The sequence below is a fragment of the Candidatus Nitrosopumilus sp. genome, from assembly GCF_965262695.1.
Classification (GTDB): domain Archaea; phylum Thermoproteota; class Nitrososphaeria; order Nitrososphaerales; family Nitrosopumilaceae; genus Nitrosopumilus.
This window is the reverse complement of sequence record NZ_OZ253550.1, coordinates 993,555-1,016,932: the sequence shown is the minus strand read 5'-3', so window position 1 is coordinate 1,016,932 and position 23,378 is coordinate 993,555. Positions and strand designations below refer to the sequence as shown.

28 protein-coding genes, 4 tRNA genes and 1 pseudogene are annotated in these 23,378 nt (G+C 37.2%); 15 read left to right on the top strand and 18 right to left on the bottom strand.

Going from position 1 to position 23,378, the window contains the following annotated elements; translation table 11 throughout:
- Positions 1-18 precede the first annotated feature (18 nt).
- From ACQY2P_RS06275 to ACQY2P_RS06245, 7 genes are all read right to left on the bottom strand, one after another.
- On the bottom strand, positions 19-1,476 hold the full coding sequence (locus tag ACQY2P_RS06275) for an NAD(P)/FAD-dependent oxidoreductase (protein ID WP_428325814.1): 1,458 nt from the start codon (positions 1,474-1,476) through the stop codon (positions 19-21).
- A 190-nt stretch (positions 1,477-1,666) separates the two neighbouring features.
- On the bottom strand, positions 1,667-2,092 hold the full coding sequence (locus tag ACQY2P_RS06270) for an RNA-binding domain-containing protein (RefSeq protein WP_428325813.1): 426 nt from the start codon (positions 2,090-2,092) through the stop codon (positions 1,667-1,669).
- 26 nt (positions 2,093-2,118) lie between these two features.
- Positions 2,119-2,730 carry a 30S ribosomal protein S3ae gene (locus ACQY2P_RS06265; protein ID WP_428325812.1) on the bottom strand — a complete coding sequence of 204 codons (612 nt, stop codon included), beginning with the start codon at positions 2,728-2,730 and terminating at the stop codon, positions 2,119-2,121.
- Positions 2,731-2,770: 40 nt separating this feature from the next.
- Entirely contained in the window at positions 2,771-4,036 is a 1,266-nt protein-coding gene (gene serS, locus ACQY2P_RS06260; RefSeq protein ID WP_428325811.1) for a serine--tRNA ligase, read from the bottom strand.
- Positions 4,036-4,278 carry a KEOPS complex subunit Pcc1 gene (locus ACQY2P_RS06255; RefSeq protein ID WP_428325810.1) on the bottom strand — a complete coding sequence of 81 codons (243 nt, stop codon included), beginning with the start codon at positions 4,276-4,278 and terminating at the stop codon, positions 4,036-4,038. The genes serS and ACQY2P_RS06255 overlap by 1 nt, the downstream gene beginning before the upstream one ends.
- Positions 4,244-5,662, bottom strand: coding sequence for a DHHA1 domain-containing protein (locus ACQY2P_RS06250; RefSeq protein ID WP_428325809.1), 1,419 nt, complete (start codon positions 5,660-5,662; stop codon positions 4,244-4,246). The genes ACQY2P_RS06255 and ACQY2P_RS06250 overlap by 35 nt, the downstream gene beginning before the upstream one ends.
- Positions 5,662-6,111 (bottom strand): 30S ribosomal protein S15, encoded by a 450-nt coding sequence (locus ACQY2P_RS06245; RefSeq protein WP_428325808.1) that lies wholly within the window; start codon positions 6,109-6,111, stop codon positions 5,662-5,664. The genes ACQY2P_RS06250 and ACQY2P_RS06245 overlap by 1 nt, the downstream gene beginning before the upstream one ends.
- A gap of 124 nt (positions 6,112-6,235) precedes the next feature.
- Between ACQY2P_RS06245 and ACQY2P_RS06240 the strand changes: the two genes are divergently transcribed.
- Both ACQY2P_RS06240 and ACQY2P_RS06235 read left to right on the top strand, forming a co-directional pair.
- Complete coding sequence (locus tag ACQY2P_RS06240; RefSeq protein ID WP_428325807.1) at positions 6,236-6,568, top strand: hypothetical protein; 333 nt, start codon at positions 6,236-6,238, stop codon at positions 6,566-6,568.
- A gap of 110 nt (positions 6,569-6,678) precedes the next feature.
- Positions 6,679-6,948 (top strand): hypothetical protein, encoded by a 270-nt coding sequence (locus ACQY2P_RS06235; protein ID WP_012215889.1) that lies wholly within the window; start codon positions 6,679-6,681, stop codon positions 6,946-6,948.
- A 102-nt stretch (positions 6,949-7,050) separates the two neighbouring features.
- On the opposite strand, the gene ACQY2P_RS06230 is transcribed toward ACQY2P_RS06235, so the two are convergent.
- From ACQY2P_RS06230 to ACQY2P_RS06220, 3 genes are all read right to left on the bottom strand, one after another.
- Positions 7,051-7,575 carry a hypothetical protein gene (locus tag ACQY2P_RS06230; protein WP_428325806.1) on the bottom strand — a complete coding sequence of 175 codons (525 nt, stop codon included), beginning with the start codon at positions 7,573-7,575 and terminating at the stop codon, positions 7,051-7,053.
- Positions 7,576-7,615: 40 nt separating this feature from the next.
- Positions 7,616-7,930, bottom strand: coding sequence for a hypothetical protein (locus tag ACQY2P_RS06225; protein WP_428325805.1), 315 nt, complete (start codon positions 7,928-7,930; stop codon positions 7,616-7,618).
- 97 nt (positions 7,931-8,027) lie between these two features.
- Positions 8,028-8,597, bottom strand: coding sequence for a methane monooxygenase/ammonia monooxygenase subunit B (locus tag ACQY2P_RS06220; protein WP_428325804.1), 570 nt, complete (start codon positions 8,595-8,597; stop codon positions 8,028-8,030).
- Between the two features lie 255 nt (positions 8,598-8,852).
- Here ACQY2P_RS06220 and ACQY2P_RS06215 point away from each other — a divergent pair, with 255 nt between their 5' ends.
- The 3 genes from ACQY2P_RS06215 (at position 8,853) to ACQY2P_RS06205 (ending at position 10,685) form a co-directional block, all read left to right on the top strand.
- Complete coding sequence (locus ACQY2P_RS06215; protein ID WP_016939485.1) at positions 8,853-9,416, top strand: methane monooxygenase/ammonia monooxygenase subunit C; 564 nt, start codon at positions 8,853-8,855, stop codon at positions 9,414-9,416.
- A gap of 120 nt (positions 9,417-9,536) precedes the next feature.
- Positions 9,537-9,899: a hypothetical protein gene (locus tag ACQY2P_RS06210; protein ID WP_141977516.1), complete on the top strand. Its 363-nt coding sequence runs from the start codon at positions 9,537-9,539 to the stop codon at positions 9,897-9,899.
- A gap of 135 nt (positions 9,900-10,034) precedes the next feature.
- On the top strand, positions 10,035-10,685 hold the full coding sequence (locus tag ACQY2P_RS06205) for an ammonia monooxygenase (protein WP_048079293.1): 651 nt from the start codon (positions 10,035-10,037) through the stop codon (positions 10,683-10,685).
- A gap of 99 nt (positions 10,686-10,784) precedes the next feature.
- Here ACQY2P_RS06205 and ACQY2P_RS06200 read toward each other — a convergent pair whose 3' ends face one another.
- Together ACQY2P_RS06200 and ACQY2P_RS06195 are read right to left on the bottom strand one after the other, a co-directional pair.
- Entirely contained in the window at positions 10,785-11,648 is an 864-nt protein-coding gene (locus tag ACQY2P_RS06200) for a DNA adenine methylase (protein ID WP_428325803.1), read from the bottom strand.
- Between the two features lie 150 nt (positions 11,649-11,798).
- Positions 11,799-11,872, bottom strand: a tRNA-Thr gene (locus ACQY2P_RS06195).
- A gap of 91 nt (positions 11,873-11,963) precedes the next feature.
- Between ACQY2P_RS06195 and ACQY2P_RS06190 the strand changes: the two genes are divergently transcribed.
- Positions 11,964-12,087, top strand: a tRNA-Leu gene (locus ACQY2P_RS06190).
- 7 nt (positions 12,088-12,094) lie between these two features.
- Here the strand turns inward: ACQY2P_RS06190 and ACQY2P_RS06185 are convergent.
- A complete protein-coding gene (locus ACQY2P_RS06185) occupies positions 12,095-12,481 on the bottom strand; it encodes a hypothetical protein (RefSeq protein WP_428325380.1) in 387 nt (128 codons plus the stop codon).
- A gap of 118 nt (positions 12,482-12,599) precedes the next feature.
- Between ACQY2P_RS06185 and ACQY2P_RS06180 the strand changes: the two genes are divergently transcribed.
- Complete coding sequence (locus tag ACQY2P_RS06180) at positions 12,600-13,493, top strand: ArsR family transcriptional regulator (RefSeq protein ID WP_428325802.1); 894 nt, start codon at positions 12,600-12,602, stop codon at positions 13,491-13,493.
- Here ACQY2P_RS06180 and ACQY2P_RS06175 read toward each other — a convergent pair.
- Positions 13,494-13,568, bottom strand: a tRNA-Ile gene (locus tag ACQY2P_RS06175).
- A gap of 33 nt (positions 13,569-13,601) precedes the next feature.
- Complete coding sequence (locus ACQY2P_RS06170) at positions 13,602-14,156, bottom strand: thioredoxin family protein (RefSeq protein WP_428325801.1); 555 nt, start codon at positions 14,154-14,156, stop codon at positions 13,602-13,604.
- Positions 14,157-14,236: 80 nt separating this feature from the next.
- Between ACQY2P_RS06170 and ACQY2P_RS06165 the strand changes: the two genes are divergently transcribed.
- The 6 genes and pseudogenes from ACQY2P_RS06165 (at position 14,237) to ACQY2P_RS06140 (ending at position 18,389) form a co-directional block, all read left to right on the top strand.
- A tRNA-Ala gene (locus tag ACQY2P_RS06165) sits at positions 14,237-14,310 on the top strand.
- A 298-nt stretch (positions 14,311-14,608) separates the two neighbouring features.
- On the top strand, positions 14,609-15,673 hold the full coding sequence (locus tag ACQY2P_RS06160) for a hypothetical protein (RefSeq protein ID WP_428325800.1): 1,065 nt from the start codon (positions 14,609-14,611) through the stop codon (positions 15,671-15,673).
- 473 nt (positions 15,674-16,146) lie between these two features.
- A pseudogene (locus ACQY2P_RS06155) lies at positions 16,147-16,422 on the top strand (hypothetical protein); the annotation flags it as partial.
- Positions 16,423-16,484: 62 nt separating this feature from the next.
- Positions 16,485-16,961: a phosphopantetheine adenylyltransferase gene (locus ACQY2P_RS06150; RefSeq protein ID WP_428325799.1), complete on the top strand. Its 477-nt coding sequence runs from the start codon at positions 16,485-16,487 to the stop codon at positions 16,959-16,961.
- Between the two features lie 52 nt (positions 16,962-17,013).
- Positions 17,014-17,343, top strand: coding sequence for a hypothetical protein (locus tag ACQY2P_RS06145; RefSeq protein ID WP_428325798.1), 330 nt, complete (start codon positions 17,014-17,016; stop codon positions 17,341-17,343).
- 68 nt (positions 17,344-17,411) lie between these two features.
- A complete protein-coding gene (locus tag ACQY2P_RS06140; protein WP_428325797.1) occupies positions 17,412-18,389 on the top strand; it encodes a CxxC-x17-CxxC domain-containing protein in 978 nt (325 codons plus the stop codon).
- Positions 18,390-18,535: 146 nt separating this feature from the next.
- Here the strand turns inward: ACQY2P_RS06140 and ACQY2P_RS06135 are convergent, their stop codons facing one another.
- Complete coding sequence (locus ACQY2P_RS06135; RefSeq protein ID WP_428325796.1) at positions 18,536-18,817, bottom strand: hypothetical protein; 282 nt, start codon at positions 18,815-18,817, stop codon at positions 18,536-18,538.
- A complete protein-coding gene (locus ACQY2P_RS06130; RefSeq protein ID WP_428325795.1) occupies positions 18,814-19,926 on the bottom strand; it encodes a tryptophan--tRNA ligase in 1,113 nt (370 codons plus the stop codon). Before ACQY2P_RS06130 ends, ACQY2P_RS06135 begins: the two co-directional genes overlap by 4 nt.
- A gap of 50 nt (positions 19,927-19,976) precedes the next feature.
- Here ACQY2P_RS06130 and ACQY2P_RS06125 point away from each other — a divergent pair, with 50 nt between their 5' ends.
- The gene (locus tag ACQY2P_RS06125) at positions 19,977-21,362 is read left to right on the top strand and encodes a phenylalanine--tRNA ligase subunit alpha (RefSeq protein WP_428325794.1); all 1,386 of its coding nucleotides are present in this window, start codon (positions 19,977-19,979) and stop codon (positions 21,360-21,362) included.
- The gene (gene pheT, locus ACQY2P_RS06120) at positions 21,353-22,996 is read left to right on the top strand and encodes a phenylalanine--tRNA ligase subunit beta (protein WP_428325793.1); all 1,644 of its coding nucleotides are present in this window, start codon (positions 21,353-21,355) and stop codon (positions 22,994-22,996) included. The genes ACQY2P_RS06125 and pheT overlap by 10 nt, the downstream gene beginning before the upstream one ends.
- Here the strand turns inward: pheT and ACQY2P_RS06115 are convergent.
- A complete protein-coding gene (locus ACQY2P_RS06115; RefSeq protein ID WP_428325792.1) occupies positions 22,967-23,230 on the bottom strand; it encodes a hypothetical protein in 264 nt (87 codons plus the stop codon). The two genes, pheT and ACQY2P_RS06115, sit on opposite strands and share 30 nt — an antisense overlap.
- Between the last annotated feature and the right edge of the window lie 148 nt (positions 23,231-23,378).

Here is a 23,378-nt window from a genome sequence, read left to right as displayed (position 1 = left end):
CAATATTTATTGTTAGTTCTATTTTCCAAATGCTTCTACTTTTGCAAAAGCTTCATCCATTCTTCCGTGAAGTGTTTTGTTCCATTCATCAAAACCAGATGGGTCTTTTGGATAATTATTATAGTGCTCTACTAACCATTGGTTTTCTTTTGATGTGTATCTTAATCCGTCTGCAACTGTTTTGTTCATTGCTCCTCGGATTATCATTCCAATCTTTCCTAATCCTGAAAAGTCTGGGTGTTCACCTTTACTGATTGATTCTACATCAAGATTTCCCAAAAAGTGTTTCATGCCATAACTGATTTGCTCATTTGTCATCTGTTGAACTAGTCTTCTAAACAGTTCTAGACCTGCAGTCTTGTAACCATACTCTTTAATGAAATCTAAATTATATTGCCATAGACTTGCTTCTGAAACATCATTTGCTTCAAGAGCTTGTGCAACATTATTTCCTATAATAGTTCCTGCAATTAATGCTGGACCAATTCCTCCTGCATCAATTGGTTTTGGCATCCATGCAGAATCTCCAACCATCATGTATCCTGCTGAAACCATACAATCGTTTTGTCTTCTAACTGAAACTTGGAAAATTCCTGAGTTATTGTTAATGTCTTCAGGGTCTTGGGAAAGTTTTGGATTTTTAATTGCTGTGTTTCTCTCCAAATATTCTTTCATTAAAGATTCGACATTGTCTTTTTTACCTAATCTGTTGTTTCTTCTTTCTAAAAGTGATTTTTCAACTCCTAAACCGATATTGACTTTGTTATCTGCTTTAGGAAATACCCATCCGTATCCGCCTGGGGCAATGTCTTGGTCTAAATGAATAATACAATAATCAGGATCAAACTCTGTTAGATCTTTTTGTCCTGGTTCAAAATACATGATGTATCTGCCAGTTGATTCCAAGTCTCGTCTATCGATTCTTTTTTCTACTTTGGTAGAGTTCTTCAATCCATTTCTAAGCATAGATGCAACACCTGTGGCATCAATGACAATTTTTGCTGTCTTTTTGAATGGCTCATTTGTTTTACTGTCTGTTCCTTGAACACCTACAACTTGTTGACCTTCATAAATTAGACCTGAAAGATTTTTCTCAAACTCAAATTCAATTCCCATTTTTTGACATCTTTCATTTTGAATTTCTGGTAGTTTTTGACGATTTAACATGTATCCTGCACCATCAAATGGAATTGCAGTTTCTTTGTCTGGAGAAAATGCCATGACGCCTTTTACGTCATGTTCGATTTCTGGTCTGGTCCATTGAACCTTGATTCTTTCTGACATGAAATCTACTGCTTCTTTGGAGCATGCATCTCCACATACCCAGCCAGATAATGATTTTCTACCTGGTAATGTTGCAGCATTTCTGTCAACTACCAAAATTTTTGCATTCTGATTAGTATAGTGTGAAATAGCTTGAGCTGTAATTGTACCTGCAAGGCCTCCACCTGCAATTATAACATCATAATCTGCCACGATAAGATGTTCGCCTGTCCGTATTTAAAATAATACCATGAAATTGTCTAAGGAATCGTGTGTTTTTGATTAATTGATCGATTCAAAATTTGGGGTCGGTTCGTCGCGGCGTCTTCAAAGCTTTCGCTCAGACTGGAGCGGCTGTTATCTCCTCATTCCCAATTGATATTGCGGTTTTATTCTATTTAATCTAGTTGGCAATCTGAAAAATTTCTGTAAATGTTTTGATGGTGTCTTTTTTGTTGTAGATGGGTGTGTGAATTTTTAATTTTATAGTGTCTTTTTCGCTTACTGTGATGTTGCCTTTCACTAGTTCTTGTTTGTCTAGTCTCATGTGAAATCTTGAATCAACTGTTCTCTCCTCAATTTCATCTACCAATCCCTCAACTTGTTCTGATGGTAGTAATTCTACTAGTCTTTTTAGGAAATTTAGAGCCTGTTTTTTGACAATTTTTACATTTAGCAAAAGAATTGGATTATCAAAGTGGCCTGTTGTTTCATTGACTGTAAAGTCTTCTTCTTTTAGTTCTAGTATCTCAAAGGATTCAAAAATTTTTGAAATATCTTCAGTTGCATGAACTATGGCATCAATTGTAATCTCTATCTTATCATTCATGGTTCTACTAGAATACGTTTGACTGTTTATGCTTCAAGCAAAACTGTTTCTTTCTCAGCAGTTCTGATGAGTTTAACTTTCTCAAGACCTACGTGTCTTACTCTGATGACTTTCTTGAATGCAGCCATAATGTCTGAGTTGATTTTACTGTAACATGTTGCTTGAACGAATTGCTCAATTGTCATGTCTGGAACTTGTTTGTTAATTACATCTCTTGCAATTAATCGAAGTGCATGTTTTCTAGATGTGTTAAGTTGTCTGTGAGTCAAAGCAATTACTTTGATTCTAAAGATGTATCCGTCTTTTGTTTTGACATCAATAATGAAATTGATTTTTGATGAACCGCGTCTTACAAGACTGCGCAAAAATTCTTTTGAATATTCAAATCTCTTGAAGATTGTTGATGCTTTGTCTCCATCAACTTTGTTAATTTGGAAATAGATTTTGTATTGGTGTTGTGAAGGATCTCCTTTTAGGATATCATAAAGTGTAACTTCTAAAACTCTACCTGCAGCATTTTCGTCATCGGTAATTGGTACATATCCAATTGGTACATTGTTAAATGAATCTGGAGCATTTACAGTAACCCAGCGTTTTTCACGCCACTTGTCCTTTACTCTACCTTTTCTACGTGCCAATTATTATCGACCTTTAAACCCAAAATATAAGGGTATGTCACTAGATCTCTTTCTGATTTCCCATGTAACTCTGTAAAACCTGAGGAATTTTGATGTGACCATCCTTTGTCTGGAAATTCTCCATAATTGAGACTAGAACTCTGGTTGTGGCTACAAGAGTGCTGTTTAATGTGTGCAGATATTGTGTGTCTTCGTTTGTTTTGTCTCTGAATCTGATCTTTAGTCTTCTTGCTTGGTAATCCAAACAGTTTGAACATGATACAATTTCTCTGTAGGAATTCTGTCCTGCCATCCAAGCTTCAATGTCATATGTTTTAGCTGAAATCTTTCCCATATCCCCCGTTGATAACAACATGACTCTGTGTGGGATCTCTAATTTCTGGTAAAACTCTTCAGCTACTGCTAACATCTTTTCATGCTCTTTCCATGAATCCTCTGGTCTTGCATAAACAAACTGTTCAATCTTATCAAATTGGTGTACTCTGAAAATTCCCTTTTGGTCTCGTCCATGTGCTCCAGCTTCTTTTCTAAAGCATGGACTTACTCCTGCATATTTTATTGGAAGATCTTTTCCTTCTATGATTTCTTTTGAGTGCATTGCTGCCATTGCATGCTCTGATGTCCCAATCATGTAGAGGTCTTCTTCTTCTACTTTGTAGATTACCTCTTCAAAATCATCTGCAATCACTGCACCTTCCATTGATGAGCGATTAATCATGTATGGGGGCTGAACCAGCGAATATTCTTTTTCTGTTAGAAAGTCTAATGCAAAATGGATTAGTGATTGGTTTAGTCTTACTAGATCATTTTTCAAATAATAGAATCTGGCACCTGCAACTTTTGCTGCCCTCTCTAAATCAACTAGATCTAAATTCTCAGATATGTCAATGTGATCATTTATCTTAAAATCAAATTCTGGAATTTGGCCCCATTTTCTCATCTCCTTATTGGCAGTTTCGTCTGGTCCAACTGGAACTGAGTCATGAACTAAATTTGGAATTGTAAATGCTAGCTTGGAATACTTGTTTTCAATTTCTTCTTGTTCTGATTCTAATTTTGCAAGTTCTGCTGAAACATTTTTCATCTCTGCTAAAATTGATGATGTGTCTTCTCCTGCCTTCTTTTTTTGAGAAATCTCATTACCAATTTCGTTTCTCCTTTTTTTGAACTCATCAGTCTTGATGATAAACTCTCGTCTTTTTTGGTCAGACTCTACTAGTCCGTCCAAGTCAAAATCTACTACTCTTGCCTTGAGCATATCTCGAATAACTTGAGGCTTTTCTTTGAGTAGTTTTGGGTCTAGCATTACTCTATCACCTTTAGTGCAACCTGAATATGATCCATCACTTCGTCTATTGTTCCAATCAACTGCTTCATGTTCTTCTTACTTTCGAAATTAAAAACTAGTTTGTTATCAACATTTTCAACATTAAGACTCAATCCTTCTGGAAAATCCACATTATCTGGTTCTAGCGCTTTTTTGACAGTTTCTGCCTTTTCTTTTGTAATGTTACTAAGAACTACCTGCACTTGACACGTTAACGACATTTACTTCTAAATAATTGAGAAACTCATCTAATTTGTCTTTAGTTATTTTTGCGCCAGCTGCTGCATCGTGACCTCCTCCAATACCGTCAAATTTCTCAGCACCTGTTCTCATCAAATCACTTAGGTTAATGTCTGATGTGCAACCAAATGATTTTCTTGATGAAAACTTGATTGTGTTCTCTTCTCCCTTTGTTCTCAAAATTACAATTTTTCCTGAATTCTTTGGAGACCCTGCAATTAGAGATGAAATAGTTCCAGTCATTGTTTCAGGGACAATGTCTTCTCCATTGACCATTACACATGTCTCACTTTCTGATATTCTCCATCTCTCATTTGATAGAATATTCATGTATTCTCTGATCATCTTTCTGTAATCAGTTAAAATGGTCTCACCTTCTCTTAGGATCTTGTTTCTGTCTCCCATGCAGATTGCCATTCCAACCCCTGAGCGGTTAATCCTTCCACAAGAGTTTAGCATGGTTGAAAATTCTCTGCCATCTCTTAGGAAACTTCTCCTATCTTCTCTTGGAAATGTGTATGTGTATCCGATTAATTCTGACATTATTTCAGTGGCATTTTTTCCAGATGTAAATTTAGTAATTGACTCGATGACCTGTCTTTTTTCTTCCTCGTCTAGTTCTGCTGGAACCCTCCATCTGCCCTCATCTTTTAGCTGAATGCCAGACGAATTTAGCAGGGAAAGGCATGCATCCCTGTTCCAGGTAAGTCCCTCGATAAATGGCTGTGACGTAAAGGCCAATGCATCCGGAAGTGGTCTTGTCTCTCTTCCAACCAATAATAGGTCTAAATCAATCTCAACTAATCCCTGCTCTTTTGCAGTATTTGCAATCTCAAAGTTCTTTCCTGTAAATGATTTTCTTTCCCCTTGGTCTTGTCTGTCTCCCAGTGCAGATACTACTGCAATTGATGACAAGTCTGAATTTTTTTCATCAAGTGCCATGGATGCAAGATATGCCATACCACCAGCACAAATTTCCAATCCTCCATCAATTCCATATTTCCATGCATTAATCACATTTTGATTATCCATCTCCTCGTCTGGAATCTGATGATGATCCAAAACAATCCAGTTATCCCCTAGTGTCTCATTGAGGTCTTTTCCAAAACCTCCTCCAAGATCAGTTACTATGTGAAAATCTCTGGAATCTGTTTTGAAAGACTCTGCGACATTTTTGCTAAACTCTTTTGATGTTCTAACAGTACAGTTTGCCCCTGCTCTGATTAGGGCTTTGGTAATAATACTTCCAGATGTTAACCCATCACAATCAATATGGGTTGTAACAAAAATTGATTTTTTGGATCTTATACAATCTGAAACCTTATCTTTGAAAAACGAAAGTGACTCATCAAGTGATTTTGTCATTACTCTAATTGAGCTACTACTGATTTATATTTCCAGGTTGCTGGAATTCTGCCAATTTTTTTGTAATAGACTGATAATCTGTGAACTTTGGCTTCAATTAATTCCAAAGATCTAACATTTCTTCTGTCTCCTTTATTGGCTTTGAGGTGCTTTTGAAGACCCACTGCCTTTTTGACAATGTTTTCAAGATCTTCTGGCATCTCTGCTTTCAAATCATTTTCTTCTAAAATCTCTCCAATTGTTTTCTTTGTAATTGGTTTGATTAGTGGGATTGAATGTTGGTCTCTTAGTTTAATTCCAATTTGGCTAGGAGTTAATCCATCTTTGGAATACTTGATAACTAACTCTTCGACTTCTGCAGGACTTTGTGTGATCCATGAAGGTGCACGTAGAGTAGCTGGTCTAATGGAGTGTGATTTTCCATGTCTGTGTGTATGCATTCGTCCCATAATTTGGCTCACTTGAGTACAGAATTAAACGTTACTTATACTGATCTCGTACATTCTTCGAAATTTGGGGCTCAGAATAAAGTTTTAAATAAGTACTATTCGTCCAATCGATTAGGTAAACGGTATGAATACAAAAGTACTCTTAACAGCAACCATGCTATCTGTATTTTTCTTCGGTGCCATCGGTGCAGCTTCTGTTGCATTTGCCCAGTACATGGGTAACGTTGGTGATGCAGGAGAAACCGGATCTTACACATTAGAGGAAGCACTTGAGATTCAAAGAAGAAGAATCGAAGCTGCTGAAGCAAACCCATCATCTGGTTCAGGAACTCCATATCTTGATGCTGGTGGTGTCGTCGGTGCAGCAGTTATTGCAGGTGCCGTCTTTGGTGGTATCGCAGGAGCTTTCTTCATTAGAGGAAGATCTGGCAAATACGCAGCAATGGGTAGAGGATAAAATACCTCACTTTTCTCTTATTTTATTAGCAGACCTTTAGTGTATACTGATCTCGTACTTTATGATAATAAAAGAAATGTATATATCGCAGAAATTGGGCCAAAATATACATGACTCCTATCGTAGGAACTTTCCTTAGCATCCTGTCATCATTAACAGGACAACTAGGACCAAACTATGATCCATTATTCTATGATGTAATGATCTACATCTTCGGAACCATGATGTTCACAGTATTCCTTCTTGGAATTATCTCATTCTGGTTACGTGTTCACGGATGGGCATACAAAGACAACCGTGAGAGATGGGTCGACGAATTGGACAGACACTTTGAAAGAGAAGGTATCGGTCTTATTCCAGACAACGGAAAATACTGGTAGAATCACTACCTTTTTCATTTTCATTATTTTTAATTCTCTAAAACAATCTAGCTCAAAGTCATTTTTTGAAATTTCTTTAAAATTTACAAAGTCTGCAATTGTCTAATTGTCTGGAAGGAAGTCTTTGTCCTTTGACTCATCATATGCCTTTGATGTAAACTCTGCCTTGTAGTGGTATCCGTCTTGTAGTGGGTGGTTAATGAAGTGAGGTGACTCTTTACCATTGACGTAAATCGTTGACTTGCTCTGCTCCATATCTCTTAGAGGGAAATCCCACATCCACAAAAAGTGGCCAATTTGGAATGGAAAGTCTTCTTCCCATTCGGCGTAAATCGTACCATCATTAGTTAGAGTGTACATAGTTCTTTGACATTCTCCATCAAAACCTGAGTTGATGTTTGCAGGAATGTCTGCTGGAATGCCATCAATAACTAACTCTAATGTTGCCTTGATTTTGTAAGGTGTATCCCTGTCATTGATACAAACTTTGAGGGGATCGTCTTGACCCAATTGAGCTTGAATCGTACTACTTGCAACACCTACTGATATTGCAATAACTGCAGTTATGGCTAGAAACTTTAGGGTCTTTTTCCTCTTGTAAGGATCACCAGTTCCTGGCCATATCATAATAGGATAATTCTAGTCAGATTCCTTAAAGTCCTTTCTCTTACTCGTAAGAAATCTCAATTGTATCTAACTGGTCTTGATGATCTGCAATAAAGTAGGTAATCTCATCTGAATCAATCTCCAGCCATTCAGATTCCCCTTTGTATGGCAGGTAGTCCTCTACAAACAGATCTCCTGGACCTGTCATTCTTACAAGGACATTTTCTCTTTTTGGACTTATCTCAAAAGGCAGCTTGAGGACTTTGCCCCTTCTCTGATTCTGTATGTTTACTTTGTATGGGTCTTCTCTAAATTCCACTTTTCCAAAAAAGTAACTTTGAAAAATATCTAATTTTGTGATTTTAAAATTTAGCATCTTCTTTGATTATTTTGTTATTGCAGATAAGACTTGGTTTCTGACTTACGTTAATCGTAAGGATGTTTAGAAAATGAAAAGGAAAAGGTTGGGTGGTTTAGATTACTTGCCAGGGTCGTGTTGCAAACGTAATGACATATCCAACGCCAATCATAATTGATTGATATGCGATGTTGGTATATGGGATTGGTTTGATAATTGGTTCTCCTTCAACGACAACTGTTTGACCTGGACCGAGTCCTGGACCAACTTGGGCTACATTGAGTTGGGTGTGTACGTGGTATACACCTGCTTCAAGTGCTTTTGCAGATAGTGCATAATCTACAACAGAGTTTCCTGGAATGTCAAAGACGTTTCCTGGTGGGTCTCTGGAGAGCATTTCCCATCTGTTACCTGCATTGGTTGACTCTGAGAAAATGGATATCCATCCTCTAAGGTCTCTTTCTACAAGACTGACTAAAGTTCCTTGAAGAATCAAGGTTTCACCAGTTTGCAGGGATTGTCTGTTAAAGGTCTCGTCTTCAATTCTGACGAAACGACTCTGGAGTTGTGCTTGGACACCGTGTGCATCTGCAGTTGGAAGAATTGTTTCAACCCAGTTGAAACCTAAAGTTCCTAGTGCAAGTACGACAGCTAGTCCGAATACGAAAATCTTTTTTTCGACCATAGTTATCCCTAATATTGTGAAAGATAATACACGTCGTTATATGTTTTACCTTCATTGCGAGGATCGATACTAATAGCGATGTTAATCATTGATGTTTAACATTGAAAATAGCAAAAAATACTTGTTATTTTTACAATGTACAAAATATTCAATGAAATTATTTCATAAATCACTTGAAAATCCATTAGAAATTGGAAAAAAAACCACTTGATTTCAATCTCTTACTTTATATTCTCAATATACACCAAGTGTATCATGGCACAGATGCCCGCATTAATCCCAAAAGAAGTTGAGATTCAGAGACTTAAGAAAATCTGGCTCATCGTCATTGCTATGGGATCTACCGCAGCATCAGTCGAAGTAGATAACTTCGTTGATGGTTCTCTACATCAGACATCTATCAGAGATAGTGCATTTACTCCAGCTCACTGGTGGTTATATTCCCACTTTGTAGCACTTCCACTCGGATGGGGTTCAGCAGCAATCTATGATAGAAAAGTTCCAGTTCTCAGAGGTCCAAATAATTCAATGAACACTGGTTTGAAAATGACCATTCTTGGTTACTTAGCAACTATGTTTACAATTGGAGTCAATGAGATGTGGCACTTCTGGTTTGTAGAGGAAATCTTTGCAGTTCCAAATCACTGGATGTTTAACATGGGTGTTGTAGTAGCATTCATGGGTGCACTCGCTTACGTAGTCAGAGTATATGCTAGACTCGTAGAACTAGGTGCAGAAACTCCAGGAGAGAACCCATATGTCGCAGAGATGTACAAGATGGCCTTAGAAGGCAAATTGTACAGTAGATCAATTCCATAGACAAAATGTGCAATCGCACAATTTTTTCTTATTTTATTATTTTTAGAAAAGACGTAGATCGTACCCTTACCAGCAGTTTAAGAAAGACTTAAAAGGATTCTGTAGTTGAATAATTCCAGAATGACTCTTCCAAAAGGATTCGGTTCAGGCGGTAGCGGTGGATCATCCAGTGCTGACGTAGAACGAATGATTGGAAAACGCGTTGAAAATATGACTGGTATGATTACAATTTCATACTGGGCAGCATTAATTGCTACTTTTGGTGGTACTGCAGCAGGATACTTCTATTATCCATGGGCATATCCAACAGCAAGTGGCCACTTTGCATTCATCGTACTTGCAATCATTGAGGCAATAGGTTACATCTTCTGTGTTAAAGTCATGGAAGAAGGTTCCAATAAGAACAGTAATGGTATAGTTGGCGGCAGTATTGCAGCAACCGTAGCATTCGTGCTATTCGTATCATTATATGTCGGTTGGTAATCCGAAGGCAAACCCTTCAGATACACTTCTTTTTCATTTTCATTTTTAGCAAAACTCTATGACTATTTGCCATTCAAAACAACGATCTTCATCACACTCTAAAATTTTATATACTGACCGTTTCTTCAACTTCATATGGTCTGGTTAAGACGATGTACACACTACTTGTTCATAGTAGTGGTTGCAGTTAACTCTACACTGTTAACAATTAATGCAGGAGACTACATCTTCTACACTGACTGGGCTTGGACTTCGTACACGGTATTCTCAATATCGCAAACGTTGATGCTTATTGTAGGTGCAACATATTACCTAACATTTACAGGCGTTCCAGGCACAGCAACGTACTACGCTCTGATTATGACAGTATACACATGGGTAGCCAAAGCCGCATGGTTCTCACTCGGTTATCCATATGACTTCATTGTAACACCAGTTTGGTTACCATCAGCAATGCTGTTGGACTTAGTCTACTGGGCAACAAAGAAGAACAAGCACTCCTTGATACTGTTCGGAGGCGTACTGGTAGGAATGTCTTTACCATTGTTCAACATGGTAAACCTGATAACAGTAGCAGACCCACTTGAAACGGCATTCAAATATCCAAGACCAACATTGCCACCATACATGACACCGATAGAACCCCAAGTTGGTAAGTTCTATAACAGCCCAGTCGCTCTCGGTGCAGGTGCAGGTGCAGTTTTGGGATGTACATTTGCAGCATTAGGTTGTAAATTGAATACATGGACTTACAGATGGATGGCCGCATGGTCAAAGTGGGACTAAAAACCCAACCTTTTCCTTTTCATTTTATTATCTACTACTAGTGTAAACTCTAGATAATTTTTGAAAAAATAATTTTGAAAAAAATTTGTTTTAAAAAATTTAGTAATTTTTGATTAACAATTCAAAGTGACCTGTTCTCTTTTTTGAATTTGAATTGATGGAACGGTTTGCTTGAATCTTGCTTACTTTCCAAGACTTTCCTGAGAACATGTCAGAGACTTGTTTTGAATCTGAATTTGATAGCAGTACTTTGCATCCTTTGGAATCTAGGTTGTTGCATAGTTCTGCAAGTCTTTCCAAGTCCTTGTCTGTAAAGTCCTTGTTAGTATAACTTGTAAAATTGGCAGTATCGCTTACTGGTTGGTATGGGGGGTCAAAGTACACCAAATCATCTTTTTTGGCATCTCTTAGAACTGCCTCAAAATCACGGCATTTGATTGAGACCTTGCTTGACTGTAAAATGGAGCTAACCGAACGTAGATTCTCCTCATTTACGATATTTGGATTTGTATATCTTCCTAGAGGTACGTTGAATTTTCCTTTGCTGTTGACTCTGTACAATCCGTTAAAGCAGGTCCTATTCAAAAAGAGCAATCTTGATGTCTTTTCAATCTCGCTTCTAGGGTTTGATTCTCTAACAGAGTAATAGTATGATTTTGAATCCTTGCGATAATTTCTTTCGTGATTTTTTAGAGATGAGATCAAGTCATCAATTCTATTTCGAATTGTAGTATATGCCAAAACCAAATCAGAGTTCAAATCAGAGATGCTGCATTTTTGACCATCTCTTTCAGTGAGGATGTGGAAGAGCAATGCGCCTCCTCCAATAAATGGCTCATAATAGGTCCCAAAAGTTTTTGGTAAATTCTCATTTAGAACTGGAATTAACTGACGTTTTCCACCTGCCCATTTTACAAATGGTTTTGGGATGACAGTTGATACTTGGGAGTATACTTGTTTCAATAGTTAGTATTGCAGAATTTTTTAACAATTCGGAACATAAAAAAAATTGATCTTGGACTAACTTTTTCCTAGTCTCAGAATAGCTTAAATACAAACTTCGTAAATCGACGAAAAACATATCCTGGAAAAATAACTTTGAAAATTGAAAAAAGCTTCGAACGGGATCCGGACCCGCGACCTTTACCTTACCAAGGTAACGCTCTACCAGGCTGAGCTATCGAAGCACAAATTCACCCTGTAGAAAATCCTTATAATTCTTCATTATCTTGGCAAAATCTGTAAACTGTTAAATTTCACACAGATTTTTACCCTTTTGGAGGAGTAATCAAGCCTGGCCAAAGTAAGCACATCTTGTGCTTTTGGACATGCAGGACTTAAGATCAAATAATGGGTGATCCTGTCTTTCAGGAGTTCGTGGGTTCAAATCCCACCTCCTCCATACAAAACTACTTTGGATTTTTGATTCCTCTAGCGTTTAGAACTTCGTAAACTTCTGGTATGGACCAGACATAACCAACATGTACACAATCCTTTTCGTCACAGAGCTGGCAATACAATTCTCCTTTCTGAACTGCAACTTCGGCGATTCTGTTTTTGATATTATCCTTTAGAATTATTCTATCATCATCGACTGAAATCTTTTCAATCTTTGGAGCATATCTTGCAAAGGTCTTGTCCTTTTGCATCATCTCCTCTAACATGTAAGTAACATAACCTGAGAAACTGTTGACACCTTTCATTGCAAGGTCGTCTTTGCTCTTTTGATAAACTTCTTGGAATTTATCATAGACTGTTTCTGAAACTGTAATTGATTTGAATCCGGCTTTTGGCAATTTACTTTTCCCTTACCGTACTTTAAGGTACCTTCTATATAAGATTTTATTTTAAAAAATAGGTTTTCAAAGTTAATGAAAATTAGTCTTTATACAATACCTTCATGGAATAGCAGTAATGGGAAGAGGATATTCTGAAGAAGAGATTCGCGAAAAACTAATTTCAGTTTTGAAGGATTCCGAATCCGGAATGTCTGGAGTAGAAATTTCTGAGCAGATGAAAGTGAATCGTGTCACCATGACAAAGTATCTCAAGGTCTTTGCAGCTGAAGGACTGGTACGTCAAAAAAATATTGGAAATGTTACGTTGTGGTTTTTAGAGCCAGGACAAGAGTCCTTTAATTTTCCTGATGATTATTTCAAAGTGGCTCCTCTGTTTCTTGATAATTTGGTTAAAGGAAAAGAGGACCAAGTCTATTCTTTGATTAGAAATTCCCTGCATTCAGGAGCTACTGTTTATCGTTTGATAATTGAAGTCATCAACCCTGCAATAGAATCCGTAAAGAATCTCTTTGATGATGGAAAGATTGGAACTGCTGAGCAAAATCTCCTCAGGACCACTATCTCAAAATCCCTTCAGATACTAAACCAAATCCCAATAGTTCCAGATTCCAAAAAGAATATGGTTGTCATTTCAGCTGATTTTCAAAGCAGCTTGGTTGCAGAAGCTGCCTCTGCTGCATTTCATTCAGATGGATGGAAGGTCTCCCATCTTGGAGACATGTCGTCTGCCATCAACGTGCTCTTTGATCTTGATTTTCAAAAACTCGTTTCAAAAATTTGGAAACAAAAACCTGGCGTTTTGGTAGTACTTGTTTTTTCACAAACCGGTGAGGCTTTGAATTTCTTTGCTGACTCTATTAATCCGATAAAATCAAAATCTGGAAAACGTATGAAATTGATACTTTGTGGAAACGCCACAAAAAAGGCCAAGAGTGAATCTGATCTTGTGACCGAGAAACTAGATGAAATTATTCAGTGGTCTCAAACAGTATATCAGAATTTGAAATAATGGGCCCGATGAGATTCGAACTCATGACCTTTCGATTATCAGTCGAACGCTCCAGCCAAGCTGAGCTACGAGCCCACTGGAAAAAGTTTTGCCATGACTCATTTAAGTCTAATTTTCTTTCCACTTGATAGAACAGCCAATTGAAGGGTCAAAGTCTTTTTCAATTTTTTGACCTGAAACTAGTTTATCGATATTGTTGATCATTGTCTTCTCAGTTGCAGCATCGTCAGGCTTCATGGCATTATCAATTCTTCCGTGAAATACTAGCTGTTTTTGGCCATCAAACAAGTATGGGTCTGGAGTACACATTGCCCCGTATTTTTTGGCAATCTCTTGTGTCTCATCAACTAGATAATCAAATTTGAATCCCTTTTCATTTGCAGTCTCTTTCATTGCCTCAAAACTGTCTTCAGGATAATCAGTAGAATCATTACTGTTAATTGCAATCATGGCAACATCATTGCCACATTTTTCATACAACTCGTTGAGTGCATCCACTTTGGCTTTGACATAAGGACAGTGATTGCACATGAAGATTATGAGATATCCTTTGTAATCCTTGTAGTCACCTAATGCATGTTTTTTATCATCAATTCCTAAAAGATCAAAGTCTGGTGCGCTATCTCCTGTCTTTAGCTTGACTTGAGATTCTAAAAGTACCATGAGAAAACACTCCTGCTTTCAAATAAAATTCTTGCCAAGAAGACAACAATTAAAATCTGCAGATAAGCCAAGTCTCGTGTGGGCCGGTAGTATAGCCTGGTAGTATACCCGCCTTGCACGCGGGGGGTCACGGATTCAAATTCCGTCCGGTCCACTTCTTTTATACGCGATCTATGCTGGATTTCAGACTGCTGGATGGATTTAAATAGGAAGAGTTTCCGTTTTTTCTCATGGCAAGCGCAGTAGACGGATGGCCGGTATTCATTCCACTTATTGTTGGATTAGCTCCAGGATTAATTTACTGGTTGGCAATTACCGCAAAGAGAAACTAAATCTTACATCTCTTTTTATTATTTTATTTTTCTAGTGTTAACTGGGTTAAACGATGTTACCTTTCTTGTTCACTATATGATATGTTATAGAAAATTAATCTCTGTGACAAAGAAATCCTGATGTTAAAATTTGTACTTGGCGCATTCTTGGTTTTTCTCTTAATTCCATTTTCTCAATCATTTGCCCAAGAATACTCTGATAATGCCCCCACACTTTCAGTATCCCTAACCAGTGAGGTTCCATATGTCTATCAGGATTCAGATGGCTATACTGTTGTAGTTGGCACCGTGAAAAACGAGAACACTCAGACCCCAGTAACCAATGTTCTGATTCAGGTTAACTTTTTTGATGATTTTGATCCTAGTCCAATAGAAGTTGTCCAGGGAAGAACAACACTTGAGGTCATTCCGCCAAATGGTGAATCTACATTCTCAATAAAGTCTGAGACTCCAAACCCTGCAATTACTGAGGCATCCGTTTCCTTGCTGGGATTTGATTCATCCTCCTCAAAACAAATGGGACTAACAGTATACTCTAGTGAAGTATCCCTTGACAAAACTCTGAGCTTTGAAGGGATTTTGAAAAATAGTGGGGCTCCTAATTCTGACACCAATGTTTACATGGCATTATACGATGGATTTGAGCCTTCTAGAATTCTTGAAGTAATCACTCTGGAACTCGGTGATGTGGAACCTGATGCTGAAGTATCCTTTAATGTTAATAGACAAATTGATGCAAGGGCAGTAGGATTTTTGCTGTTTGCTGAATCTGATATTTTCTCTTCAAACTTTGTTGATGTAGAACTTCCAGAACCTCAATCCTTGACTAAACTAGTTACAATCTCTAGCGTCTCTGTAACTGATCCTAATGGAGTGAAACTTTCTACGATTCCTCTTGATACAGTTGTACATGTGAAAAGTGACACCTGGATACAGTTTGCAGCAGACCAAGCTACTGATGAAACCCCATACACATACTATGTCCAAATCAAAGAGTCTGCAACTGGTAAAGTAGAGTACATTGGAAAAGATGATGGACGCTTTATTGGAGTAGGACCCCAATCATCCATAATAGATTGGATACCAAAAAGCAGTGGACTCTATTTCATTGAGACCTTTGTCTGGGACAGAAATGACGTTCCAATAGCCGATCAGGGCCCCTTTGTACTGATTAATGTCCAGTAGATCACACACCCTTTAAATCCAAAAAGAAATGTGCAGAGTTGGCAATGAAGTTCAACATCCTTTTGATAATTTCTGTAATATCGCTACTTGCAGTAGTTCCTTTGGGTCAAGAGGTTTTTGGTTATGGTGCTGCTCCCGTACAAAGCAGCTCTAACAATTTCACAGTCGATATTCAAACCGACAAAGAATCATATGCACTTGGCGAACATGTAGCATTTTCTGGAAATGTCAACAAATATGATGAGGATAGAAGTTTACGAATCTCAATTTTTGATTCAAAGAATAATCTTGTAGTTACTCAAAAAACACCTGTTAATTCTGATACTACGTTCTCTCATGATGTTTCACTAAATGAAAAATTCTCAGATGGAAAATATGTTATAAAGACACAATACGGTAACTCAAAGGCCACAATTGACATTACTTCCTTTATGATAACTTCTGATTCTGGAACATCCATGACATCAGACAATGCAAAAATTCCTGATTGGATAAAGAGTAATGCTGGATGGTGGGCAGAAGGTCAAATCGATGACAGATCATTTGTTGAAGGAATTCAGTTCATGATCAAAGAAGGTCTGATGAAAATTCCTGTAACTGAACAAGGTTCAAGTTCTAAAGAAAATAACATTCCTGATTGGATAAAGAGTAATGCTGGATGGTGGGCAGAAGGTCAAATCGATGACAGATCATTTGTTGAAGGAATTCAGTTCATGATCAAAGAAGGTCTGATGAACATATCTTCTTAATTTTCAACTAAAAATTACTCAGAAACTAGTAAGTTTATTTTCAAAGAGACTCAATAATTGACATGTCTCAATTTTCTCTAGTTGCAATGGGTGGGACATTTGATATCATCCATAGAGGACACATCACGTTACTATCAAACGCATTTGAAATTTCTGACAAAGTAATCATTGGATTGACCAGTGATGAGTTTGCACAAAAAAGAGGAAAGATGCTTTCTAACAATTATGAAACACGATTGGCAAATCTAACTGAGACACTATTCCAAGAATTTCCAAACTCTTCATTTCAAATCAGCAAACTGGATAATGATTTTGGACCTGCTGTTTTGGAGCCAGAGGTACAAGCACTAGTTGTAAGTGATGAGACAAGCAGTCAAGGGAATGTTCTAAATGAGTTGAGAGCAGAAAAGAACCTCTCTCCAGTCAAGGTCATAACAGTTCCAATGCATTTGGCAAAAGACGGCTCTCGAATTTCTACTACTAGAATCAAAAACTCTGAGATTGATTCGGAAGGAAACTTGTTATCAGTTGACAAGTAGCTTGCACAACTTTGAGTAATTGCAATAAAACAAAATTTCCAGATTCATGCTCATGGCAATCATTCCTCACATGATGAAAAAGATAGACACTGATGTTTCTAATCTAAAGCAGGGACTGCATCCTCAAAACCTGTCATACTGGTATGATAAAATCATCAAAGAGACAATTGAGATGGCGCCACCTTGGCTGCAAGACAAGATCAAGGTTCATCAAGATCCGATATTGTTGATGAAATTTAATCTCGACATTTCAAAACGTGCAGTTCGTTATTTCATGATTGCAGTTGACAATAACTTGGATGACATGCCATATTCAACAAAATTGTATTTTCTAAAGGTCCAAGAAATAATGTCCACTGAAATGGACAAATCTCTAGTTTGATTGCATTTTTTTATTCTAGGCACAAATGAGACCTGTAGGTATCTATAACCAATAGAATCCTCAGAATCATGGATCTTTACAGATCAAAGTACTCTGATAAGAAAAAGTCAGGAGGACGTAGACGCGATGATGCATCACGTTCTTTTAGAAATTCTCGAAACGACAGAGATGACTTTCGCAGAGACGACAGATATTCTAGAGATAGAAGAGAGTCTGCAACAGTAACTTGTGCTGATTGTGGCGATGAATGTGAAGTTCCATTTGTTCCAAGAAATAACAAACCTGTTTACTGTAGTGATTGTTTTAGAAATAACAAGCCACAAGATTCTGGTGATAGATACTCTAGAGATAGAAGAGAACCAAGACGAGATGATAGAAGAGAGTCTCGCAGAGACGACAGATATTCTAGAGATAGAAGAGAGTCTGCAACAGTAACTTGTGCTGATTGTGGCGATGAATGTGAAGTTCCATTTGTTCCAAAAACTGACAGACCTGTTTACTGTAGTGATTGCTTTAGAAAAAATAAACCAGAAGATTCAGGAGATGATAGATCTTTTAGAGATAACAGAAGAGAACCAAGACGAGATGATAGAAGAGAGTCTCGCAGAGACGACAGATACTCTAGAGATAGACGAGAACCTCGCAGAGATAACAGAAGAGAATCTGGTAGAGACAAACCTAGAAAACTAAATGATAGACTTTCCAAAAAACGAGAGAGCTTTTTCAGTAATGGTTCAGATAAATTCTATGCAACAATAAAAGAAAAATTATTTGAAATCTTGGGAGGAAAAGTTTGTTCTAGTTGTGGATTCAAAGATGAAAGGGCTTTGGGATTTAGTCCTGTTTCTGAAAATTCTTCTTTTGATGAGATTGGACGTGGCGGTGCTGCCTCATCATGGGGAAAGTATATCTCAGAACCTGAACTTGCAAGAGAGGAACTAAAGGTATTGTGCTTGAATTGCAATGAAATTAATCAACCTGTAGCAAAACCTAAAGAACAAAAATCACGACCTAAACAGAAAAAAAGTAAATATTTCCCACGATGATCTAAAACCATCTTTGAGAATTTATTAACACTTTAATTATAATAATTTTGAAATTAAATCATGAATGGCGACTTTAAGGCATTAGGGATTTCTCTAATTGCAGTAGTTGGAGTAATTGCACTCTGGACTGCATTTGGTGCATAAATTCAACCTTTGTCAATCTCTACTTGATTCCCAAGAATCTTAGTTGATGTTATTTTGTGTTCTTTGTCAATTATTGACTGAGCAAAATCTGCAAACTGTTCTACATTAGATTCATTCTCAAGTAGAATGCTGTGAGCAGATTTGTCTTTGAGTGAGATTACTAGTTCGTTTTTTACAAGATTTAGAATTCCTGTGATAAATGTCTCGTTTCCGTCTTTGATGTAGATTAGACTGGCTAGCTTCTGAGCCTCGTATTTGTCCTCACAGGTAATTGTTATTTTCATTTATTCTCAAAAAGAAATTCGTCAATCTTGTCTTTTGCTTTTTCACGTTTCTCTTGATGTACTGCTAGAAATGTATTCATCTTTTCAATTAGAATTGCTTTTAGTTCTCCAGAAAGCATTTTTCCGGATTTGTAATCCTCGTAGATTGATTTTAGTTTGTTATCATCTGGCTCAAAGAATATTCTGAGATACTGGTATGATACATCAATGTCTGGGTTTCCTCCAAGCTTTCTGTGTTCCTCCAAACTTGTTTGTCCACCTGAAAATGCATGTTTGTTTATCTTCTTTTTTACAACGTTTGGTGCATCTGTTGTGTAAACAGTACTGTTTTCGTTTGAAGCTGACATCTTTCCTCCAGGTCCTTCTAGTCCTGGAATCATTATGTTGTGAATTAGTGCTGGCTTTGTCTTTCCAATCTTTGGAGCAATGTCTCTTGTTAATCTAAAGTGAGGATCTTGGTCGACTCCCAAAGGAATCAAAACTGGCTTGTCTTCTATGAAGCATGGGGCAGATTGCAGTGATGTGTAAAAGATCATGCCAATATTGGTGTCATTTGTAAATCCGAATGTAGCTTTAGTGTTTGAGAAATTAATCTTCTTTGCAACTTGAGCTGCAATTGGGTACAGTGTTTGAATATTTCTCGTGTTGATGATGATTTTTGTTTTTTCTGGTTTGAAACCTAATGCAATAAAGTCTAGTGCATTTTCATATGCAAAGTTTGTTGTCTCCTCTAATGTCAGATTTTGTTTTGAGAAAAATTTCTCATCATCGGTTAGCTGAAAGTACATGTTGACATCAAACTTTTCTTGTAGCCATTTTGCAAATACCCATGGAACCAAGTGGCCAATATGGGTGTGGCCTGATGGGCCTCGTCCTGTGTATAGGAAGAATTTGTTGCCTTTGTCATAATCATCAAGAATTCTATTCATCTCTCTGTGTGAGAAGAATATTCCCCTTCTGAGCATGAAATGATCTTCGCCAGTAATTTTCATGATTCTTTGCAATAATTCTGGAGAAATCTTTTGAGTGCCAAATTGCTTGATTAGTTTGTCATAATCGATATCTCCCTCGACGTGCCAAGGAGTCACAACAAAATCGTCAGCTGACATTCAAATTGACTTAGGTTAAGGTTTAAAAAGTCTTTTTCGAACTTTTGGTGTTGTCACAGGTTTTTCACGATATTGAAAAAAAAATTATTACATCACTAAAAGACAACCCAAAGCAATCTCCTGAAAATCTGGAAAAATCTACAAAACTTTCACCAGATCAAATCCGACGTGGAATCGAATGGCTAAAACTAAAAGAACTTGCAATCGTTGATGAATCAAAATCAAGCATTGTTAGTCTGGGCAAAAACGGAAAAGAATCACTTGAGAAAGGACTACCTGAAAGAAGACTCTTAGATTTACTGAAAACCAAATCAAAACTATCTGATTTACAAAAGGAATTGGGACCAGTATTTGGGCCTGCTATGGGACTGGCAAGAAAAAACAATTGGGTAGATGCTACAGCAGACACAATTTCTCTAAAGAATCCTCCTGATGTTTTACCTGGAGAAAAATCCCTTAAGCAAATTGGAGAGAACAAACTATCTGTTACTGAACTGGACTCTGATGACTTGTCCGGACTATTGAGGCGTCCAGACTTTGTTGTAGAGGAAATTGTAAAGACTAAACAAATCACTTTATCTGATTCTGCAAAATCAATCAACCTTGATGCATCTTCAGGAGGAATTGATGTGGAGGCCAAAGTCCCTGAAGTCTTTGTTGCCAGAACTCATCCGCTAAAAGACACCATTGATGAGATTCGTGAAATTTTTGTCACTTTGGGTTTTTCAGAAATTTATGGAAACATGACTCAGTCAAGCTTTTGGAACTTTGATGCACTATTCACACCTCAGGATCATCCTGCAAGGGAATTGCAAGACACATTCTATCTTGATGGAATCTCTGCAAAAAAGATTGCAACACCTGAGCAAATCAAAAAAGTTTCAGAATCTCACAAGAAAAACTGGAGATACCAATGGGATATAAACGAGGCACGCAAGATGGTTTTGCGAACTCACACTACTTGTGTAACAATAAAACATCTTGCAGAAGCAAAGCCTGATGAGACACGAGTATTTTCTTTGGGTCGTGTTTTTAGAAATGAAAAAGTCAGCTACAAACATCTTGTAGAATTTAATCAAATTGAAGGTGTTGTTGTTGGAAAAGATGCCAATCTAAGAAACCTGATGGGAATTCAGCGAGAGTTTTACAAAAGAATTGGAATTACAAAAATAAAATTCTGGCCAACCTTCTTCCCATATACAGAACCATCACTTCAAACTATGGTGTACAATGAAAGACTAGGAAAATGGGTTGAGCTATTTGGAATGGGAATATTCAGACCTGAAGTTACAAAACCTCTTGGTATCACAAAACCTGTTTTGGCATGGGGCGGTGGTATTGAAAGAATTGCAATGCTAAAGTATGGTCTTGATGATGTAAGAGAATTTTACAATAACAACCTGAGTTGGTTGAGGAGTGCAACAAAATGCCAGTAGTAGAGTTATCTTATTCGAGTCTTCAAAAACTAATTGGAAAGTCTACAAAAAAACAGATTGCAGATTCACTGCCTTTTCTTGGACTAGACATTGAATCTGAAGACAAGGATTTAGTTAGAATCGAGTACAGTCCAAACAGGCCTGATTACTCCACTGACTTTGGAATTGCACTTGGCATGCAAGGACTGTTGGGAATCAAAACAGGTGCAATAAAACTCAAAATCAAAAAATCAAAACAGTATTCCATCTCTGTAAAACCTGATGTTGCCAAAGTAAGGCCATTTGTGACTGGAATTGTTGCAAAAAATGGCAAAATTGATGATAAAACAATCAAGCAACTCATGGCAATGCAAGAGGACCTGCATTTTGGTATTGGACGAAAGAGAAAGAAATCCTCAATTGGAATCCATGATTTAGATAAAATCCAATTCCCTCTAGTCTACACCACATCTGATAGAAAGCACAAGTTTACTCCTCTAAATTCTGAAAAAGAACTGACAATTAATGAAATTCTTGAGACAACTGAAGTTGGACAAGACTATGGAGGATTACTTGCAAATTCCTCTAAGATGCCTTTGATACTTGATGCAAACAAGAAAACAGTATCCTTTCCTCCTATAATTAATGCAGCAGTAACTACAGTAACTACAAAGACAAAGAATCTCTTTGTTGAGGTTACTGGAATTAACAAAGCCGATGCAGAAGACATGTTGTCTGTAGTTGCAACAATTTTGCAAAGTGCAGGATTCTCTTTAGAGTCAGTCCAGATATCTGGTGCAAAAAACTCTTCACCAAAACTAGCTGACAGAAAGATGACTGTCAGTTCATTACTCATTAATCAAACACTTGGTCTGGATCTCAACACTTCAAAGATTGTTTCATCTCTGAAAAAATCAAGACTAGATGCATCATCTAAAGGAAAAAATATTGTTTGTACAATTCCTGCATATCGTTTTGATATCTTTGGTCCAATGGATTTAGTTGAAGAAGTTGCTTTAGGCTATGGAATACAGAACCTAGAGCCTACACTGTCTCCTTCTCAGACACTTGGCCAGACAAATCCAATCTCACTACAACTAAAATCACTTAGCCAAACTATGATTGGACTTGGATACCTTGAAGCTTTGAATTCTAGTTTGACTAGCAAAAGAGTTCTTTATGAAATGGCAAATAGAGAACCAAAGACAATCATCTCTGTTCGTGATTCAAAAAGTCAAGAGCATACAATCTTGCGTGACTCTATCTTGCCTGGATTATTGGAGAATCTGTCAAAGAACATTCATGAATCATATCCTCAAAAATTATTTGAAACTGGAACTGTATTTTCTTCAGAAAACCCCATCTCTGAAACAACGAATCTTTCTGTAATCAGTGCACATCAAGACGCAAACTTTACTGAAATCAAATCTGTGTTACAGTCATCACTAAAGACAGGATTTGATTTGGAAATTAAAACAAAGACTACAGAGCATCCGACATTTGAGAAAGGTCACTGTGCAGATGTGATAATTAACAACAAGACAGTCGGCGTCATTGGTGAGATAAACTCCAAAATTATTGAAAATTATAAAATTCGTGTTCCTGTGGTTGGTTTTGAAATATCTCTATCTGAATCTATTCTCAAATCGCTTTAGAAAAGATACTGCAAGCAATCCAATTCCTGCAATGAATAATCCAATTCCAACAGTAATCTCAATTTGTAATCTTTGATAGATTGAAAACTGTTCTGGATCTTTTAGATAGTTTGTTCCAGATACCTCTTGATTTTCCAGATACTGAATTTGTGGATAATCAAAAATTATGATTAGTATACCTAAAATCAAAACTATAATTCCTACAAAAAATAGTGTTTGATTTTTGATCTCCATCAATGGTTTTTAGTAGGATAGGTTCTATTAGTAATCGCCCAAGAGCAGGCACGCAGACGGATTAGGATGATGTCGATCGTAATGATACCAATGATTTCTAATTCACCCAGGCGTGCTACATTATGGGCAACCCCGGTTTCAGAACCCA